This is a genomic window from Terribacillus sp. JSM ZJ617, assembly GCF_044383785.1.
In the GTDB taxonomy this organism is placed as follows: Bacteria; Bacillota; Bacilli; order Bacillales; family Amphibacillaceae; genus Terribacillus.
Map to the genome: position 1 here is coordinate 645,138 of NZ_JBISEQ010000002.1, position 17,402 is coordinate 662,539.

General features: G+C 43.1%; 19 protein-coding genes and 6 tRNA genes. 5 read left to right on the forward strand and 20 right to left on the reverse strand.

Annotation, left to right across the window (positions count from 1 at the left end):
- Window positions 1-55: 55 nt before the first annotated feature.
- Window positions 56-205, reverse strand: a complete 150-nt coding sequence (gene rpmG / locus ACH6C1_RS09500; protein ID WP_038561326.1) for a 50S ribosomal protein L33 — start codon at window positions 203-205, stop codon at window positions 56-58.
- Window positions 206-410: 205 nt separating this feature from the next.
- Between rpmG and ACH6C1_RS09505 the strand changes: the two genes are divergently transcribed.
- Window positions 411-761: a hypothetical protein gene (locus ACH6C1_RS09505; RefSeq protein ID WP_366247158.1), complete on the forward strand. Its 351-nt coding sequence runs from the start codon at window positions 411-413 to the stop codon at window positions 759-761.
- Window positions 758-1,219 carry an endolytic transglycosylase MltG gene (locus ACH6C1_RS09510; RefSeq protein ID WP_374076599.1) on the forward strand — a complete coding sequence of 154 codons (462 nt, stop codon included), beginning with the start codon at window positions 758-760 and terminating at the stop codon, window positions 1,217-1,219. The genes ACH6C1_RS09505 and ACH6C1_RS09510 overlap by 4 nt, the downstream gene beginning before the upstream one ends.
- A gap of 26 nt (window positions 1,220-1,245) precedes the next feature.
- Here ACH6C1_RS09510 and phoU read toward each other — a convergent pair whose 3' ends face one another.
- The 17 genes from phoU to ACH6C1_RS09595 all read right to left on the reverse strand — a co-directional run bounded on the left by phoU (window position 1,246) and on the right by ACH6C1_RS09595 (window position 14,019).
- Window positions 1,246-1,905: a phosphate signaling complex protein PhoU gene (gene phoU, locus ACH6C1_RS09515; RefSeq protein ID WP_095222524.1), complete on the reverse strand. Its 660-nt coding sequence runs from the start codon at window positions 1,903-1,905 to the stop codon at window positions 1,246-1,248.
- A gap of 21 nt (window positions 1,906-1,926) precedes the next feature.
- On the reverse strand, window positions 1,927-2,700 hold the full coding sequence (pstB, locus tag ACH6C1_RS09520; RefSeq protein ID WP_095222523.1) for a phosphate ABC transporter ATP-binding protein PstB: 774 nt from the start codon (window positions 2,698-2,700) through the stop codon (window positions 1,927-1,929).
- A gap of 14 nt (window positions 2,701-2,714) precedes the next feature.
- A complete protein-coding gene (gene pstB, locus ACH6C1_RS09525; RefSeq protein ID WP_366249921.1) occupies window positions 2,715-3,500 on the reverse strand; it encodes a phosphate ABC transporter ATP-binding protein PstB in 786 nt (261 codons plus the stop codon).
- A 68-nt stretch (window positions 3,501-3,568) separates the two neighbouring features.
- Complete coding sequence (gene pstA / locus ACH6C1_RS09530) at window positions 3,569-4,456, reverse strand: phosphate ABC transporter permease PstA (protein ID WP_095222521.1); 888 nt, start codon at window positions 4,454-4,456, stop codon at window positions 3,569-3,571.
- The gene (pstC, locus tag ACH6C1_RS09535; RefSeq protein WP_095222520.1) at window positions 4,456-5,385 is read right to left on the reverse strand and encodes a phosphate ABC transporter permease subunit PstC; all 930 of its coding nucleotides are present in this window, start codon (window positions 5,383-5,385) and stop codon (window positions 4,456-4,458) included. The genes pstA and pstC overlap by 1 nt, the downstream gene beginning before the upstream one ends.
- Window positions 5,386-5,517: 132 nt before the next feature.
- Window positions 5,518-6,444: a phosphate ABC transporter substrate-binding protein gene (locus ACH6C1_RS09540; RefSeq protein ID WP_095222519.1), complete on the reverse strand. Its 927-nt coding sequence runs from the start codon at window positions 6,442-6,444 to the stop codon at window positions 5,518-5,520.
- Between the two features lie 175 nt (window positions 6,445-6,619).
- Entirely contained in the window at window positions 6,620-8,686 is a 2,067-nt protein-coding gene (locus ACH6C1_RS09545) for a peptidoglycan D,D-transpeptidase FtsI family protein (protein ID WP_374076603.1), read from the reverse strand.
- A gap of 69 nt (window positions 8,687-8,755) precedes the next feature.
- Window positions 8,756-10,018: an MFS transporter gene (locus ACH6C1_RS09550; RefSeq protein WP_374076605.1), complete on the reverse strand. Its 1,263-nt coding sequence runs from the start codon at window positions 10,016-10,018 to the stop codon at window positions 8,756-8,758.
- A 102-nt stretch (window positions 10,019-10,120) separates the two neighbouring features.
- Window positions 10,121-10,732: a superoxide dismutase gene (locus ACH6C1_RS09555; RefSeq protein WP_095222516.1), complete on the reverse strand. Its 612-nt coding sequence runs from the start codon at window positions 10,730-10,732 to the stop codon at window positions 10,121-10,123.
- Window positions 10,733-10,909: 177 nt separating this feature from the next.
- A tRNA-Phe gene (locus ACH6C1_RS09560) sits at window positions 10,910-10,982 on the reverse strand.
- Window positions 10,983-10,988: 6 nt separating this feature from the next.
- Window positions 10,989-11,081 (reverse strand) — tRNA-Ser (locus ACH6C1_RS09565).
- A gap of 27 nt (window positions 11,082-11,108) precedes the next feature.
- Window positions 11,109-11,185, reverse strand: a tRNA-Ile gene (locus ACH6C1_RS09570).
- 16 nt (window positions 11,186-11,201) lie between these two features.
- Window positions 11,202-11,274: transfer RNA gene (locus ACH6C1_RS09575), tRNA-His, on the reverse strand.
- A gap of 20 nt (window positions 11,275-11,294) precedes the next feature.
- A tRNA-Met gene (locus ACH6C1_RS09580) sits at window positions 11,295-11,371 on the reverse strand.
- A 1-nt stretch (window position 11,372) separates the two neighbouring features.
- A tRNA-Asn gene (locus tag ACH6C1_RS09585) sits at window positions 11,373-11,447 on the reverse strand.
- Between the two features lie 203 nt (window positions 11,448-11,650).
- The gene (locus ACH6C1_RS09590) at window positions 11,651-13,273 is read right to left on the reverse strand and encodes a Na/Pi cotransporter family protein (protein ID WP_374076607.1); all 1,623 of its coding nucleotides are present in this window, start codon (window positions 13,271-13,273) and stop codon (window positions 11,651-11,653) included.
- A 110-nt stretch (window positions 13,274-13,383) separates the two neighbouring features.
- Complete coding sequence (locus ACH6C1_RS09595; RefSeq protein ID WP_374076609.1) at window positions 13,384-14,019, reverse strand: NfeD family protein; 636 nt, start codon at window positions 14,017-14,019, stop codon at window positions 13,384-13,386.
- Window positions 14,020-14,141: 122 nt separating this feature from the next.
- On the opposite strand from ACH6C1_RS09595, the gene ACH6C1_RS09600 reads away from it, so the two are divergent.
- Window positions 14,142-14,486 (forward strand): type IV pilus assembly protein FimV, encoded by a 345-nt coding sequence (locus ACH6C1_RS09600; protein ID WP_374076611.1) that lies wholly within the window; start codon window positions 14,142-14,144, stop codon window positions 14,484-14,486.
- 116 nt (window positions 14,487-14,602) lie between these two features.
- Complete coding sequence (gene ispG / locus ACH6C1_RS09605) at window positions 14,603-15,715, forward strand: flavodoxin-dependent (E)-4-hydroxy-3-methylbut-2-enyl-diphosphate synthase (RefSeq protein ID WP_374076613.1); 1,113 nt, start codon at window positions 14,603-14,605, stop codon at window positions 15,713-15,715.
- Between the two features lie 33 nt (window positions 15,716-15,748).
- Here ispG and ACH6C1_RS09610 read toward each other — a convergent pair whose 3' ends face one another.
- Window positions 15,749-16,072, reverse strand: coding sequence for a DUF4190 domain-containing protein (locus ACH6C1_RS09610; protein WP_374076615.1), 324 nt, complete (start codon window positions 16,070-16,072; stop codon window positions 15,749-15,751).
- 119 nt (window positions 16,073-16,191) lie between these two features.
- Here ACH6C1_RS09610 and ACH6C1_RS09615 point away from each other — a divergent pair, with 119 nt between their 5' ends.
- Complete coding sequence (locus ACH6C1_RS09615; protein ID WP_374076617.1) at window positions 16,192-16,467, forward strand: DUF2624 domain-containing protein; 276 nt, start codon at window positions 16,192-16,194, stop codon at window positions 16,465-16,467.
- 41 nt (window positions 16,468-16,508) lie between these two features.
- Here the strand turns inward: ACH6C1_RS09615 and ACH6C1_RS09620 are convergent, their stop codons facing one another.
- Window positions 16,509-17,396, reverse strand: coding sequence for a deoxyribonuclease IV (locus tag ACH6C1_RS09620; protein WP_374076619.1), 888 nt, complete (start codon window positions 17,394-17,396; stop codon window positions 16,509-16,511).
- Between the last annotated feature and the right edge of the window lie 6 nt (window positions 17,397-17,402).

The following is a 17,402-nucleotide window of genomic DNA, read 5'->3' on the forward strand; positions in this document are numbered from 1 at the left end:
TCCTTACTATGTAAAAAAACTCCCGCCAAATGAAGGGGGAGTTTTTTAGTCGAGCTTATTTTGTTTCGCGGTGCAGCGTATACTTTTTCAAGCGTGGGCTATATTTTCTAAGCTCCATGCGTTCTGGATGTTTACGCTTATTTTTTGTTGTAATGTAGTTACGATCTCCTGTTTCTGTGCAGGCGAGAGTAATGTTTACACGCATGTATAATCCCTCCCAACAATCTTAAATAAGTGTATGAAAACTTAACGATCTTCAGACCATCTAATAATAGCAGAATTATGTAAGGTAAGCAACCGTTAACGATAACTATTTCAGAAGAAAAGTGAAAATTGTCGAAAACTATATATCCTGCATCTGCTTGATATGGTATAACTAGGTTAGCAATAAGTAGGAGGTTTATACTAACATGTTAATTGCTGCTATCGCTTTTGTTGCAGCCGGTATCATATTATGGATTTTCTCTTTTTTCATGCAAGATAAATTCAAACAACTGGATCAACAAATTGAACAATTGACCCTTTCGACTATGCAAGAAACATATACGTTGAATAAGAAAGTCAAGATTCTGGAAGAAGAGCTGCTGCCGACTGTACAGCATGAGCCCAAACAAAATAAGGCGTCACAAAAACCCGCTATCTTTCAGCAAATTTTGAAGCTTCAGCAGCAAGGATATTCCATTAAGGAAATTGCCACGCAGACAAGTCTGGCTGAGGAAGATGTATACCGCATCGCTAAACAGGCAGGAGTTCAGCTATGAAGCAAGTGATCCGAGGGTTCGCAACTGCTCTTCTCTTAGCAGGCATTTGTATGCTTGCGTTTCATTTTAGTGAAGATCCTAAAACGGAAGAAACTGCAACAGCTTCAGCTGCAGTCGAAACTGTAAAGCCAAGTATAGATAACATGAAAAAAGAGCTTGAAGAAAACGACTACCATGTGCTGACTAAAAAAGATTATGATCAGCTTAAGGATGCACAAGAGAAAACACCGGAACAGCCAGAAAAAGAAGAGCAAAAAACATTTACTCTTAAGCTGGAAACTGGCATGACTAGCGAAGACGTAGCATCTGCACTTCAAAAAGCCAGTATTATCGAGGATGCATCCGCATTCCGTACGTATTTGGACATTACAGAAGCAAGTGAATCACTGCAAGTCGGCAACTATCAATTAAGTTCCGATATGGGATACGATGACATTGCTAAATTGATGACAAAATAAGAAGCAGCGGCATATGCCGCTGCTTCTTATTTATTTAAATCAACTGCAGTACCTTTAACAAGATATAGGATACTTTCTCCGATATTCGTTATATGGTCTCCTACACGCTCAACAAAGCGCCCAACAAAGACAAGCTGCATCGTCTGTTGATGTTTCCCAGACTGCGCCTTACGCTCATCCAGCATGTCACGGAATAGTTCACCGTACATACTGTCTACCACATTATCCAAATCAGCCAACTTTTTCGCTTTAGTGATATCTTCTTCTTCAAAGGCTTGTACAGCACTATGAATCATTTTACTGACAACTTCCTGCATATCACGGATTGCCGGTGGAATGTCATACGGGCTTAATACATTCAATCGGTTTACGCTTTTCGCGATATTTTTTGCATGGTCACCCATCCGCTCCAAGTCGGAAGATACACGAAGGAAAGCAACCAAGCGTCGCAAATCTGTCGCAACAGGCTGCTGCATCGCAATTAATTGGATCGTAGCTTCATTTATTTCCTGATCGCGTTCATTCAATAAATCATCATTTTCAATTACTTTATAAGCTAGATCACTGTCTCGCTCATATAATGCGTCTATAGCTTGCTTCAAAGCTGTGTCTACTTCATATGCAAAAGAAATAATTGATTTCTGGATTGATTCCAAATCTGCTGAAAATTGCTCTCTCGCTACCATACGTTCTCCTCCAATACGTAATTAACCGAAACGTCCACTAATATAATCTTCAGTCCGCTTATCTTCCGGGTTAGAGAATATCTTACCCGTTTCCGCCGACTCCACAACACGACCATGCAGGAAGAAGGCTGTTTTATCTGAAATACGGGAAGCCTGCTGCATATTATGTGTCACGATGACGATACAATACTTTTTCTTAAGCTCCGTCATAAGCTCCTCGATTTTCAAAGTGGAAATCGGATCCAATGCAGATGTCGGTTCATCCATCAAGACGACATCCGGTTTCGTTGCAAGCGCACGCGCAATACACAAACGCTGCTGCTGACCACCGGAAAGACCCATTGCAGAAGACTTCAGGCGATCCTTTACTTCATCCCAAAGTGCAACATCCTTCAAAGTGGTTTCTACGATTTCATCCAATTCACTTTTCTTCTTAACACCGTGAATTTTTGGTCCATACACTATATTATCGTAAATTGACTGCGGGAAAGGGTTACCTTTTTGGAAAATCATCCCTACTTTACGACGTAAATCCACCAAGTCAACTCTGGAATCAAGGATGTTTTTGTTCTTGTAATTGATTTCACCAGTCATACGGACACCTGGCTCCATATTGATCATTAGATTAAGTGTCTTGATGAAAGTGGATTTACCACAACCGGATGGACCGATAATAGCATAAATCTCATTATTCAACGCTTCCAGGCTAACATCCTTCAATGCATGGAAGTCGTCATACCATAGGTTCAAATCATTCACTTGGAAAATTGTCTCTTTCTCTGCTGCCACTTGCATAGCTGTCGTTCCTCCTACCCGAATCTACCGGAAATATATTCTTCTGTTTTCGTTTCAGAAGGATTAGTGAAGATTTTTTTCGTATCATCGTATTCTACGACATCCCCATTTAAGAAGAAGGCGGTCTTATCAGATACACGAGATGCCTGTGACATGTTATGTGTAACGATGACAATACTATAATCTTCTTTCAGCTGAAGGATAAGTTCTTCAATCTTGGAATTGGATACTGGATCAAGCGCAGATGCAGGTTCATCCAATAGGAGAATCTGCGGTTGCATTGCCAACGTACGTGCGATACACAGACGCTGCTGCTGACCACCGGATAAAGACAAAGCTGATTGATGCAGACGGTCTTTCACTTCATCCCATAAAGCAGCCTTGCGCAAGCTTTCCTCAACAATTTCGTCTAGGACCTTCTTATTTTTCTGACCATTGTATTTCAATGCATGTGTAATGTTGTTGTAGATGGATTTAGGGAATGGGTTCGGTTTTTGGAACACCATGCCGATTTCAGAACGCAATGCAACAACATTGATATCATCACGAAGAATATTGATTCCGTCATAAATGATCTCACCTTCTGCTCGGCTGGAAGGGATCAAGTCATTCATCCGATTGATGGAGCGGATGAACGTAGATTTTCCACAGCCGGAAGGTCCGATCAGTGCTGTTACTGCGTTCTTTTCGATACCCATATTTGCCCGTTTCACCGCTTCATTATTACCGTAGAAAATGCTGAGATCCTTTACATCAAGTACGACTTCTTTCTTGGAAGCTCTTGTAGTGGATGCAGCCATATCATCTTCTGTTTTCGTTTCTGTTGGTTTATCTGCTGTATAGTTCATGTCACGAACTCCTCTCTTCATCATTTACCTGCTGTTAGCTTCTTATGGATGACACTGCCCAACCATCTAGCGAGGAGATTGAACACAAGTACAGCAATGACTAGAACCGCTGATGCTCCATTAGCTACTTCACGTACATCTGGAATAAGTCCTTGTGTATTAACAGACCAGATGTGAACGGCAAGTGTTTCAGCTGGTCGGAAAATGTTCAGCGGAGAATTCTCTGCGAATGGATTCCAGTTTCCATAATCAAGTGTCGGTGTTGAAAGGCCTGCTGTATAAAGCAATGCCGCTGCTTCTCCAAATACACGGCCGGAAGCTAGAATTGCACCTGTTAGAATACCTGGGAAAGCATAGGGAAGTATAACTGTCTTAATTGTATGCCATCTTGTAATACCTAAAGCTAAGCTCGCTTCTTTCTGTTCTTTCGGTACGCTCCGGATCGCATCCTCTGTTACTCGCACCATTACTGGAATATTAAAGATAGTAAGTGCCAAAGCACCGCCGATGATTGTGTAGCCCCAGCCAGTGATGTTTACAAAGATCAAAAGACCAAACAAACCTACGACGATAGAAGGCAAAGAAGCCAGCATCTCGATACACGTACGGATAAAATTCGTGATTTTGCCTGGTTTTGCGTATTCTGCCATGTAAATCCCGCCACATACCCCTAGTGGTACTGTGATGACCATTGTGATAAACAGGATATACAAGGAGTTGAATAATTGGTCACGGATACCGCCGCCAGCTTGATAGGAGCTGGAAGGAGACGTCAAGAAATCCCATGTCACCTGTGGCAATCCATTAGATAATATGAAATAGAATAGGTAAAGCAGCAATGCAACCATGATTGCTGCGATCGTGTAAAATACACCTGTTGCGATACGATCTGTGATTCTGCTGTTCATTAGATTTTCCTCCTACCGGACAAGTAACGGACAATAAAGATAAATACGAACGAAATGATCAGCAAGATGAGACCCATAGACCAAAGTGTATTATTCTCAATGCTGCCATATGTCGTATGTCCGATATTCAATGTAACAATTGTTGTCAATGTTCCAGCTGTGTCAAAAATGCTGCCCGGAATATCTCGTGTATTACCGATAACCATTTGTACAGCCAATGCTTCGCCGAATGCACGTGCCATTCCCAATACGATGGCTGTAAGCAGTGATGGTAATGCTGCCGGAATCAATACTTTACGAATTGTCTGCCAGCGTGTCGCGCCTAGCGCAAGTGAACCTTGCCGTAAGCTGTTCGGCAATGAGCGCATGGCATCTGTTGCTATAGTAGTAACCGTAGGGAGAATCATAACTGTAAGGACGATGACACCTGCAAACAAACTAAACCCGATACCTGGAAAATGATCTCTCAATAATGGCACTAGGACAACTAGTCCGATGAAACCATATACTACAGAAGGTATACCTACTAATAATTCAATAACCGGCTGCAGTACTTTTTTACCAAATTTCGGTGCGATTTCAGACATGAATATCGCTGCCCCGATGCCTAGTGGCGCTGCAATTAGAGCTGATAGGAAAGTAACGGCTAATGAGCCGAAAATAAATGGAAATATACCGAATGATGCATTCTCGCCACCTGTTGGGTTCCAGTTCGCACTAGTTAAATATGCGATTGGATTAATATTATTGACAGTAAATGACTGAAGTCCTTTTTGCGCAAGGAAAACAGTAACTGCAATGGTAGCAGCAATCATAATTACTGCACATATAGTAACGAGGGAACGTCCGCGTACTTCGTCCCACCGTCTGTTTTTCTTAGTTAGTATCAGCCGTTCTTCAGCTGATGGAGATACTGATGCTTTTGCCAACTTCTACAACTCCTCATGAAAACAGCGGAAAGGAACACCCTAAAAAAGGCCTCCCGCTGTCTGTGATAGCTAATTTATAACCACAGTAAGGTAAATGCAGTATGTCACTGCATCTACCTTATGTTTTAGATATTATTTTTCAGTAATGTTTCCTTCCGCGTCGCGTTCAACCTTCATGTCAGTCATTGGAACGTAGCCTTGTTCAGGTACGATTGTAGTTTGAACTTCGTCGCTTAGCATATAATCTAGGAATTCTTTCGCTAGGCCTTCAGGCTCTCCGTTTGTATAAGAGTGCTGATAAGCCCAGATTGGGAAGTCACCAGATCCGATTGTTTCGTTTGTAGCTTCAACACCATCGATTTTAGCTTTTACGATAGTATCGTCATCGAAGTAAGATAGTGCCAAGTAGCCAATTGCTCCATCTGTATCAGCAACGATTTGCTTAACAGTGTTGGAAGAATCCTCTGTAATACCTTCTGCCGGCGTTTCGCCATCAAGTGCGTATTTCACGAAAGTATCACGTGTACCAGAAGAATCAGGACGGTTAACAAGTGTGATTTCTTGATCTTCTCCGCCTACTTCAGACCAGTTCGTAACCTTACCAGTGAAGATATCGATTAGCTGCTGTTTTGTAAGATCATCCACACCTGCTTTAGGGTTGATAGCTGCAGTCATACCAACTACTGCTACTTGATGATCAACAAGAGTTCCAGCGTCAATGCCTTCTTTCTCTTCAGCGAATACATCAGAGTTACCGATGTCGATAGAACCTTCCTGAACTTGGCTTAGTCCAGCACCTGAACCACCTGCTTGAACTTGAATGTCTGCATCAGCGTTATCAGCTTTGTATTGTTCAGCTGCTGCTGCTACTAGAGGCTGCATCGCACTGGAACCTGCTACAACGATGGAAGTTTCAGAAGCTTCTCCGCCGCCGCTATTGCTGTTCCCGCTTGTGTTTCCTTCTGTTTCTTCGCCGCCAGCGTTACCGCCACATGCTGCAAGTACACCGATAACTAGTGCGAACATTGCAAGCAATACAGATAGTTTCATCTTCTTCATGTTTAATTTTCCCCCTAAGTGATTCGATTAGTTCATTTGCCTTACAAGTACAATATTAACTTGTCTCTATTAAGGAAAAATAAACGGAATGTAAAGGTTGTGTAAATTTAAGTATTAATTTGTTGAAAAAAAAAGAACCACCCCGTTTATTGGAGTGGTTCTTTGGGTATAATTATTATTCGTTTTTGTCTTCATCGTCCGGAGCTGTATGCTCATAATAGTATTCAAGTGCGCGGTTGGCTATATTGTAGGTAATAGGATATTGTCCACCGCCATTAATTACGCCAGTGTTTGGCACCATGATAGCGAAGGCAATATCAGGGTTCTCAGAATCTGCATATCCAATCAATGTAAGGTTTTCTAATTCTGTGCCATTGATACTAGTCTGAGCCGTACCTGTCTTACCGGAAATATCATAAGTCTTTGCTTTCTCACTCAAATGACTATAGGCAGTTCCGTTTTGCGTCTGAAACACCATCTTGAACCCTTTTTTTACTTGTTCGATTTGTTCATCAGTTGCCGTTATTTTATTCAGTACTTCGGGTGACTTTGTTTCAGCTAATGGACCTAGTTTATCCTTCTCATTCGAAGGTTCATGAATCTCACTTACAAAATGCGGTTTTATACGATATCCGCCATTTGCGATGGTAGAAACATATTGGGCCAGCTGCATAGTTGTGTACGTGTCGAACTGCCCAATCGAGAAGTCAAGCAGGTTACCCGCCTGTCCTGTTGTACCAACGTAACCAGTTGATTCAGATGGCAAATCAATACCTGTTTCAACACCTAAACCTACTTGGTTATAATAGTTCCGTAATTTCCGGAATGCATCATGATCGAAATTTACAGATTGATTCGCCTTGTAATTATATTCTCCCCCGATTCGCAATGCTACATTGAACATATAAACGTTGGAAGACATTTGCAATGCCTGTAAATCATTGATTGACCCCATATTCTTATAAGAAGATTTTACTGGAGTACCTTTAATCTTCATCGGTGTATCATAGAATCTGTCTCCCATATCGATAACACCTTCTTGATAACCCGCAAGCAATGTCGCTCCCTTAACAGTGGAACCAACTGCATTTGCGCTGAAGACGGTATTCATATCAGCAGATTCATACTTATTATCTTCCCGGTTATAATGCTGACCGCTTGCGGCGTAAATTTCACCTGTATTCGGATTAAGCATTACCGCCATTGCATCTTCCATATAGCGATTTGCACCAGGATGCTTGTTTATTGCACCTTTTAACTCTTCACGCACAATCTTGTCCAGTTCTTTCTGGAAGTCCATATTGATGGACAATTGAAGATCCTGACCGCGCTGCCCTTCAGAGATTACCTCCTGGGACACGATGTTGTTGCTGTTATCCGTTACGTAGCGGACACGCTTTTTGTCACCTTTCAGGAGACTTTCATATTCCTTCTCAAGTCCGCTCGTACCAATCCGGTCATTAAGCTGGTAGTTGCGTGACTTATAATAATCCTCTTCTCCTTCTGGGATACCGGTCTTGATCCCGCCAAGGATACCACTGAGGGAACCATCATACGGATAATAACGCTCCCAATCGGTCGCAACATTGATGCCGGACAATTCGCCCATGTTTTCCGCAATCGTCGCATATTCCTCTTCGGTGACATTTTTATTTTTGATTACATGCGGCACAAGCTCTGTAGCGCTGTCGATTTCACGTTTGATGGCGATAATTTGTTTGGCATGATCATCACTCTCAAGTTCCTTATAGTCATCCTCCGTTATCCGATCTAAAGTGAGATCGTAAACTTCTGAGTCATCAAGGGTCTCTTTTTCTGAAGCAGTGATCCTGCTGTTTGCTTCGTCTGAGTTCAATACATACCAATACTCTTTGTACTCACGCTCGGTAATCTTGTCGATTGCCTTATCATCCATTTTGATGATATCGGCAAGCTTTGTGGCAATCTCCAAACGTTTTTCAGAAGAATCTCCATTTTTAGGCGGAGTATATGTGATCGAATAGACTGGCTCATTCCCGACAATCACATTTCCTTCGCTATCATAAATCATTCCGCGCGGAACAGAAATTTCAGCGATATCATTTGTCGTCTCTTCCAATACTGCCTGGTGCTCTTCCCCATTGATTATCTGCACAACTCCGAGCTGCAGAACCAAGGCTGAGAACAGCAGGAAAACAATCGCAAACAAAACATTGAGACGGAAAGGAAGCAGCGCACGCTTCTTCTTCCTTTTTTTAGACATAATGTTCCCCCATTCTTACATACTGGTCCCATTATATCATCATCCTCGGTCCGCTTCTACTATAGACTGTCAGCGATTGTCATCTCCTGCAATTTCATTTTTCGGAAGCTTCTTAACCGAAGCAGCTGTTGCGAAGCTCTTGATATGCCTCGTGAAAAAGTAGATGAAAAATGGTCCTGTTCCAAGAATGAACATCAGGTAAGGAATGGAAGCTTCTGCCCAGATCCCTACCCCGATAAGCAAAAGCACAACAGATACAATCCTGCCTATGTTTGTTGCTGCATCACTAAGGACTATATATTCCACCCGCAGTTTTGCAGCATCCCTCGCCTTACCGATCACATCATACGAAAGGGACAAATAAGGCACATAGAGAATCGGATAGAAAACACCGATGATAGCAGCATAAATCAGCAAAGTAGTAAAATTAAGCTCAACCAATAGAAGCACGACACTTAGTGAAAGCGCAACACCACTAAGGAAGATAGCCGTCTTTCTTTGCCGGCTTTTAATATAACGGGTTGCTATATAATAGAAGATAAACGAAAATGCGGAATAGACAAGATTAAACGTACCAAGCGAAAGCTCACTATTTGTAACGATAAAAACCCAGACGGAGATGATGAATGTATAGATACCTTCTCTCACACCTTGGAACACATGTGCAAGCACTGTATTGCGCCAAGCAGCATCATGTTTGACTTCCTTCCATGCTTGCATCAGCCCGAATTTACCTTCTGCCCCTCTTCTTTTGATCCCTGCTGTACATATGACGGCCAAAAGGAACAAAAAGAACGATACAGCGAAAATCAGTGTGTAGCCATGAGAATTATTCATTCTGGTAATGATATAACCGGCAACAAACGGACCGATCATACCTGTTAAAGATTGCAATAGACCTGATACGCCATTGAAAAAGTCTCTTGTTTCTGGTTCTGTTACTTCGAAAGTAAGAACGGAATAAGCCAGCCAGTACATCCCATAGCCTATTCCAAGCACCGCACCAAGAAGCAAGTTATAAGAAGCTGCTTTTTCCCCCGTGAATAAAACAAGAAGGAAAAACACACTAAGGAAAAATACCCCTATGCGGAGTATGATGACTCGGTCGATTCGTTTTGCCCAGCTCCCGGATAATGTGAAGAGAATTGTTTGAGCAACATAAATCGCTAAATTGTACACCGCAATATTGATCAGATCATTGGTCTGTTTCCATAAGTAAATATTGACGAACGTATTCGACAGAAAGATACCGAGAGAGTAAAGGGCCCCGATAATTAGCAGCACATGCAGCTCTTTCCTGGCAGAATCCGCGGTAAATAAGTTCGGCTTCATAATGCCATCTCCTTTTACTGCTACTTAGTATCTGCCATCCGAAAAGAGATATGCACAAAAAAAGACACCAGCTAAATGCTGATATCTTTTTAAATAACCGTCTTATTTTGCTTCTCTGTAAAGACGCTCTACTTCATCCCAGTTTACAACGTTCCAGAAAGCACTGATGTAATCAGGGCGTTTGTTTTGATATTTCAAGTAGTATGCATGCTCCCATACATCAAGGCCAAGAATTGGTGTCTTGCCTTCCATTACAGGGTTGTCTTGGTTTGGCGTAGAAACGATATCCACTTCACCGTTTTCTACAATAAGCCAAGCCCAGCCAGAACCGAAACGGCCTGCTGCTGCAGCTGCGAATTCTTCTTTGAATTTATCTAGTGTACCGTATTTGTTTGCAATGGCACTTGCTACTTCGCCAGTTGGCTCACCGCCGCCATTTGGAGAAAGAAGCTTCCAGAATAGGCTGTGGTTGTAATGGCCGCCACCATTGTTGCGTACAGCTGTCTGTACGTCAGAAGGAAGTTCGTTAACACCTGCAACAAGCTCTTCCAAGGATTTGCTTTCCAAGTCAGCTTTTCCTGCGATTGCGTCGTTTAGCTTCGTCACATATGTGTTGTGATGTTTTGTGTGGTGGATGTTCATTGTTTCCTTATCGATATGAGGCTCAAGTGCGTCGTATGCGTAAGGCAATTCTGGTAGTTCAAATTTAGCCATGATTATTCCTCCTTAAATGATATGTAATTCAAAGGTGATTACCTTTTCGTAAAGCGTACCAAAGCTTGTCTGAAACGGCAAGCATTTTGCTTCAAGAGCCTTGTATATTCTTCCCAGCTTCTTCTTTTTTTAACGCACAAAAAAAACAGCCGTTCATCTGAACGGCTGTTTAGGGAGTGGCTCGGGACGGAATCGAACCGCCGACACACGGATTTTCAGTCCGTTGCTCTACCGACTGAGCTACCGAGCCAAGATATGGCGGAGGAAGAGGGATTCGAACCCCCGCGAGCCGTTAAGCCCCTGTCGGTTTTCAAGACCGATCCCTTCAGCCAAACTTGGGTATTCCTCCGCGATGTTTCATATGAAATTCTTCAAATGGTGGACCCTGCAGGACTCGAACCTGCGACCGATCGGTTATGAGCCGATAGCTCTAACCAACTGAGCTAAGGGTCCGGTTTAAGTATGAAAGGGCGATTGATGGGGATTGAACCCACGAATGCCGGAGCCACAATCCGGTGCGTTAACCACTTCGCCACAACCGCCATGACTTAAATGAAATATATGGTAGCGGCGGAGGGGATCGAACCCCCGACCTCACGGGTATGAACCGTACGCTCTAGCCAGCTGAGCTACACCGCCATGGCTCCACAGGCAGGATTCGAACCTGCGACCGATCGGTTAACAGCCGATAGCTCTACCACTGAGCTACTGTGGAATAATGTGATAAGTTATGTATTCGCAATTACTTTATGTATTAGCGACGTTATATAATTTATCATGCATTTAAAAACTTGTCAATTGTTTTTACATAAATTTTTATTATGTTTTTTAGTTCTTGTTAACTGACAGGAATACTATAGCATGTCTGCTCATATTTGTGCAAGCAAAAAATAAAAGACAGGAGATTATTCCTCCTGTCTACTCACCTAAAATCAGCTGGGCTATATTCACAGAGTGATCGCCGATCCGCTCCAGATTACTGATAATATCCACAAATACTATTCCCGCGGAACCGGCGCATTTCCCTTCATTCAGACGAATAAGATGCGACTTCCGGTAAGCACGTTCCATTTTATCGATTTTATCTTCTTTTTGAAGGACTGCCAGCGCTGTTTCCCGATCCTGCTTGTCCAATGCCTCGAGGGCCTGTTTCACTGTCATGATCGTTAAATCAAACATGCTGTTCAGTTCTTGCTGTGCTTCTCTCGTCAGCTTAATGTTACTTGAAATTTGAAAATCGACGAACTCGACAACATTCTCAAAATGGTCTCCGATACGTTCGATATCCCGAATTGCATCCAGGAGAGCTGCGTGCATGATACTCTCTTCCTCTGATAACGTGTTAGTGGAAATCTTCGAGAGATAATCGGTGATCTCCCGATCCTTTCGGTTCACTTCCTTTTCCAGCTGCATAGCCAAATCAGCGAACTGCCTTTCATGATTATTCGCATATGTACTTGCTTGTTCCAATCCATCTACCGCAAGTCTGCCCATATGCAGCACCTCCAGCTTCGCTTGCTCCAATGCAAGAACAGGAGATTGCTGAATGAATAACGGATCAAGATGGTTATTCAATGCCATCGGCTTCTCTTCCTCACCAGGAATTATTTTTGTGATAAGCCAGACGAATGAACCGAGAAACGGTAGCAAAAGTAATGTGCTCGCAACGTTATAGAATCCATGCGCGCTTGCGATTGTGAGCTTATCATTCAGTTCGAATGCCTGCTGCATCCACGCTACAATATCTACAAATAAAGGCAAAATCAAGAGAAAAGCAACCATACCAATGGCATTGAACATAACATGACTGAGCGCAGCCCGTTTTGCCTGAACTGTGGCACCAATCGCGGCAAGCATAGCCGTCAGAGTCGTCCCCAGATTATCTCCGAGGAGAACAGGCATAGCTCCCTTCAAATCGATTCCATTCTGTGCATAGAGCTCCTGCAGGATCGCAACTGTAGCGCCACTGCTTTGCACTACAATGGTTGTGAATGTCCCGATCGCAACTCCGGTTATCGGATTCGAGTGCATACTTGCAGCTAACGACTGGAATGCTTCCATGTCCAGGACAGGATGCAGCCCCTCGCCTATCAAAGTCAGTCCGTAGAATATACCCCCGGCTCCAAATAACACTTTCCCGATTTGCTGTGTACGCTGATTGACAAAGAAATAAATCAGGAACGCTCCAAGCGCCATGATCGGCAGGCCGAATTTAATCAAATCGATTCCGATAAAAAACGCCGTCAAAGTCGTTCCGATATTCGCTCCCATGAGGACAGAAACAGCCTGTCTTAATGTGAGATAACCGGCGTTGACCAGTCCGACAACTAGTATGCTAGTTGCAGTGCTGCTTTGGATAAGAACTGTCACGACAAGGCCTGACAGCACTCCCACAAGCGGATGGACAGTGAATCTGTGCATGGCTAGCTGCAGCTGTTTGCCATAAGCCCGCTGCAGCCCATCCCCAAGATAACGGATAGAAAAAAGGAACAAGCCCAAACCGCCGATAAATTCAAAGATGATAAATTCCCAATTAGACAAAGCAAGCATTCCTTCCCTTCACATTGTTTCCTACTTAATTATTGAATTTGTCAGAAGGCTTGTAAAGGTCTTGTATGGAAATTTACAATTTATTTAGCTCTTTTTGTAAATTATTTCGTATCATCTTCTACTTTCTCTACCATGATTCTCGCTCCGCTCACATTTGTTACTTTGATTCTGCTTCCTCGATCAAGCCATTTCCCATCCGTGACAGCACTAAACTCCCGGCCGTCCACCCGCACTGTGCCTGAGGGACGCATCGGGGTTATCGCTTCTCCCTCTTGTCCTACAAGGGCAGCGTACGTCTCATTCATCGAGTTATATCCCTTTTCGGAACTCAGTGTATCAAGCAAAGCTATTTTCCCCCACATATCCCGTTTTGGGAATGCCTTTAGGAAAACGAAGGAACCAACTGCTCCGACAATGACTCCAATAATTGCATAGATACCTGCTGTCCAATTCGGTGCTGTGAATCCAACTGTTAAAAGCATCGTCAGTAAACCGATGACGCTGAGCGTACCGTCATTCAAAAGTTTTCCGTCGATTACGATCAATAGCATCCCGATAAAATACAACGGAAGCATATACCATATAGCGGAGGGATCCAAATAACTTATAAAGAATGTACTGATAAAGCCTGCCCCTAATAAAAAGAGGATACCTTTGGTTTTCACTAAAATTTCACCTATAAGAAACATCGTACCGAGTCCAGTCATGAAGACCGGAATCCAATTATAATCAAGCATGCACATACTCCTTTCTCCTACTATCTATATACGAGCAAAGATCCTTTTTGTTTCATCCTAAAGGTATTTTCCTTCCTATGCCTAATACTTAACATACAAGTACCCAGAGCGGAGGAGAATATATGTGGAAACGGATCGGTATTTTTCTGTTTTGCTGTGCGTTATTCATGAGCATTTGGAAGGATCTCACAATAGGCAGTCCGGTACCTGCCACACCAGCAGAACCAAACACGGAAGAGCCGGTACAAGATAAAAAGCAGGAATCGAACCAAGAGACGTTTCAGCCAGTGCTTCTGCAGGTAAAACAAGGAGACACACTACTTTCTGTAGCAAATGAGTTGAACAATAACGACTTGCGCGTTACGATGGAACAGGTGATCGTGGATTTCGAGGAATTGAATCCCGGGAAGGATCCGTATGCACTGGATGCAGGATCTGCCTATTATTTCCCCCATTATCTTAGATGAAGATTTTATTAAAGTTGAGCCTAGTTACTTCTAATTTAGCAGTATTAGCATTATAATGGGAAAATATAAGGATATATCCCTGTTTTCCTCGCGATAATCAAAGGAGCGATATATAAATGGCATTAATACACAGACAAGATACCCGTCAGGTCAATGTTGGCAACATCACGATCGGCGGTAAAAACGAGGTTGTCATCCAGTCTATGACAACAACAAAAACGCATGATGTGGAAGCTACTGTAGCGGAAATACTGCGTCTTGAGGAAGCAGGCTGCCAAGTAGTGCGGGTAGCATGTCCGGATCAGCGTGCAGCTGATGCGATTCCTGAAATCAAAAAGCGCATCAATATCCCACTAGTTGTAGATATTCATTTCAACTATAAATTGGCTCTGGCAGCAATTGAAGGCGGAGCGGACAAAATCAGGATCAACCCTGGTAACATCGGAAAACGGGAGAAAGTCGAAGCTGTCGTAAACGCAGCCAAAGCCAAAGGTATCCCGATTCGTATCGGTGTTAACGCCGGTTCCCTGGAGCGTCATATCCTAGAAAAATACGGCTACCCAACTGCTGATGGAATGGTAGAAAGCGCATTGCATCATATTAAGATTCTCGAAGAGCTTGATTTTCATGATATCATCGTTTCCCTTAAGGCATCTGATGTATCATTGGCTATCGAAGCATATGAAAAAGCGGCAGAAGTAATTCCTTATCCGCTGCACCTTGGTATTACAGAATCAGGAACACTATTTGCCGGTACGGTGAAAAGTGCTGCTGGTTTGGGAGCTATCTTAAGCAAAGGTATCGGAAGTACGATGCGTATCTCCTTAAGTGCAGATCCAGTTGAAGAAGTTAAAGTAGCTCGTGAGCTTCTTAAAATATTCAACCTTTCATCCAATGCTGCCACTCTAATCTCCTGCCCTACTTGCGGCCGTATTGAGATTGACTTGATCAGTATTGCAAATGAAGTCGAAGAGTACATCAGCACTATTAAAGCACCTATCAAAGTAGCTGTACTCGGTTGTGCAGTAAACGGTCCTGGTGAGGCTCGTGAAGCGGATATCGGTATTGCTGGTGCACGTGGAGAGGGTCTTCTGTTCCGCCACGGTGAAATCATCCGTAAAGTACCTGAGGAAACAATGGTAGATGAACTGAAAATTGAAATTGATAAGCTTGCTGAAGAATATTTTGCAGAACAAACAGCCAAAGAAAAAGAAGCAGCTGAAGCATAAGAAAAAGCTGACTCCAGAAGGAGTCAGCTTTTTTTATACATACGGTGCTGTAAATAAAGAAATGACAATTGCTATGATACTTATGATCAAGGCGATATTCCCTAATACATCTGCGCCCTTTCTCTTTGCCAATACGCCGAAGACGATACCAGCTGCTCCGACAAGAATCGGTGCAAAAAAGAAAGACGCAACAGATAAGATCAAGGCGATATAGCCGAACATTTTTCCGGAATCAGTCGTTTGCTGACTGCCTTCTTTTTCAGTGCGTCGATAACGTTCTTCAGAAGGAGAAATCTCTGCTGCCGTCTCGACATCACGCTTACTGTTTACATCTTGATCGAATTGTTCCTTATCCATGTGAAACCTCCTTATCTGGGGTAAGGTATGGTTCTATTTTGTGTGGATCCGGCATAAACTTACCAGGTAGATAAAGGAATTAGCACGCTTCATCCACATCTTAGAGCTGGAGGTTTCAAATGAATTTCATTGTTCATAAACTGGTGCTGAATAAGCTGCGAAATTTGACCGTTGACGAAATCCTGGAGCAAAGTCAAGAATACCAAGTGCCTCTTACACCCGTGCAAGCATCCCAGATTGTTCAATTTCTGCGGCAGAACAAGTTAGATCCATTTAAGGAATCTGATCGGCTGCAGATGCTAAAAGCGCTCGCACAGATCACCGACACACAGACCGCCCAAAAAACCCATCAAATCTTCCTGCAGCTGGCAAAAGAGCACGGCATCAAATTGTAAAAAATACCCCAAAGCAGCAAATGCTGCTTCGGGGTATTTCCTTAAGCCATGATATTTTCTTTTAAATTAGGGTTGAAGCTGTTGTTCATGAGCATATCGATTTCATGCGCATACGGTGCTTTCTTGTTCTTTTTATCTTCTCCAACGAATGGTGTTTCCAGTATCTTCGGCAGCTGCTGCAGCTGGTCGTGATGGACGATATACCGCAAAGCATCGAAGCCGATATGACCAAATCCGATATTCTCATGACGGTCTTTTCTGGCTCCTCGTTCATTTTTACTGTCGTTGACATGGAGAACTTTCAGCCTGTCCAGACCAATCACTCTGTCGAATTGATCCAATACACCATCGAAATCATTCACAATATCGTAGCCTGCATCATGCGTATGGCAAGTATCGAAGCAGATGGAAAGCTTGTCATTATGTGTGACGCCATCGATGATACGTGCCAATTCCTCAAAGTTGGATCCTACTTCAGAGCCCTTTCCAGCCATTGTTTCCAAGGCAATCTGAACATTCTGGTCTTTTACGAGCACTTCATTCAGACCCTCAATAATCTTTTGGATACCCGCAGCGACTCCTTCGCCAACATGCGCACCTGGGTGCAACACAATCTGCTTCGCTCCAATAGCTTCTGTCCGTTCTATTTCACTGCGGAGGAAGTTCACACCCAATTCGAATGTCTCCGGCTTGATCGAGTTGCCGACATTAATGATATAAGGAGCATGTACTACGATATCTGTAATGCCATGCTCTTTCATATGCGCCCGGCCAGCTTCTATGTTAAGCTCCTCAATCGCTTTTCTTCTTGTGTTTTGCGGTGCCCCTGTGTAAATCATCATGGCGTTAGCGCCATAAGAATAAGCTTCTTCACTCGATCCCAAGAGCATTTTCTTACCACTCATACTAACATGTGATCCGATTATCATAAATCC

Excerpts from the sequence above, each read along its gene's own strand:
- ACH6C1_RS09550 (WP_374076605.1), bottom strand. The coding sequence starts at position 10,018 with ATGAAGCCGAACTTATTTACCGCGGATTCTGCCAGGAAAGAGCTGCAT.
- ACH6C1_RS09540 (WP_095222519.1), bottom strand. The coding sequence starts at position 6,444 with ATGAAGAAGATGAAACTATCTGTATTGCTTGCAATGTTCGCACTAGTT.
- ACH6C1_RS09510 (WP_374076599.1), top strand. The coding sequence starts at position 758 with ATGAAGCAAGTGATCCGAGGGTTCGCAACTGCTCTTCTCTTAGCAGGC.
- ACH6C1_RS09620 (WP_374076619.1), bottom strand. The coding sequence starts at position 17,396 with ATGATAATCGGATCACATGTTAGTATGAGTGGTAAGAAAATGCTCTTG.
- ACH6C1_RS09555 (WP_095222516.1), bottom strand. The coding sequence starts at position 10,732 with ATGGCTAAATTTGAACTACCAGAATTGCCTTACGCATACGACGCACTT.
- pstA (WP_095222521.1), bottom strand. The coding sequence starts at position 4,456 with ATGAACAGCAGAATCACAGATCGTATCGCAACAGGTGTATTTTACACG.
- ispG (WP_374076613.1), top strand. The coding sequence starts at position 14,603 with ATGGCATTAATACACAGACAAGATACCCGTCAGGTCAATGTTGGCAAC.
- ACH6C1_RS09595 (WP_374076609.1), bottom strand. The coding sequence starts at position 14,019 with ATGCTTGATTATAATTGGATTCCGGTCTTCATGACTGGACTCGGTACG.
- phoU (WP_095222524.1), bottom strand. The coding sequence starts at position 1,905 with ATGGTAGCGAGAGAGCAATTTTCAGCAGATTTGGAATCAATCCAGAAA.
- ACH6C1_RS09505 (WP_366247158.1), top strand. The coding sequence starts at position 411 with ATGTTAATTGCTGCTATCGCTTTTGTTGCAGCCGGTATCATATTATGG.
- ACH6C1_RS09610 (WP_374076615.1), bottom strand. The coding sequence starts at position 16,072 with ATGGATAAGGAACAATTCGATCAAGATGTAAACAGTAAGCGTGATGTC.
- pstB (WP_095222523.1), bottom strand. The coding sequence starts at position 2,700 with ATGCAAGTGGCAGCAGAGAAAGAGACAATTTTCCAAGTGAATGATTTG.
- rpmG (WP_038561326.1), bottom strand. The coding sequence starts at position 205 with ATGCGTGTAAACATTACTCTCGCCTGCACAGAAACAGGAGATCGTAAC.
- ACH6C1_RS09600 (WP_374076611.1), top strand. The coding sequence starts at position 14,142 with ATGTGGAAACGGATCGGTATTTTTCTGTTTTGCTGTGCGTTATTCATG.
- pstB (WP_366249921.1), bottom strand. The coding sequence starts at position 3,500 with ATGGCTGCATCCACTACAAGAGCTTCCAAGAAAGAAGTCGTACTTGAT.
- ACH6C1_RS09615 (WP_374076617.1), top strand. The coding sequence starts at position 16,192 with ATGAATTTCATTGTTCATAAACTGGTGCTGAATAAGCTGCGAAATTTG.
- ACH6C1_RS09545 (WP_374076603.1), bottom strand. The coding sequence starts at position 8,686 with ATGTCTAAAAAAAGGAAGAAGAAGCGTGCGCTGCTTCCTTTCCGTCTC.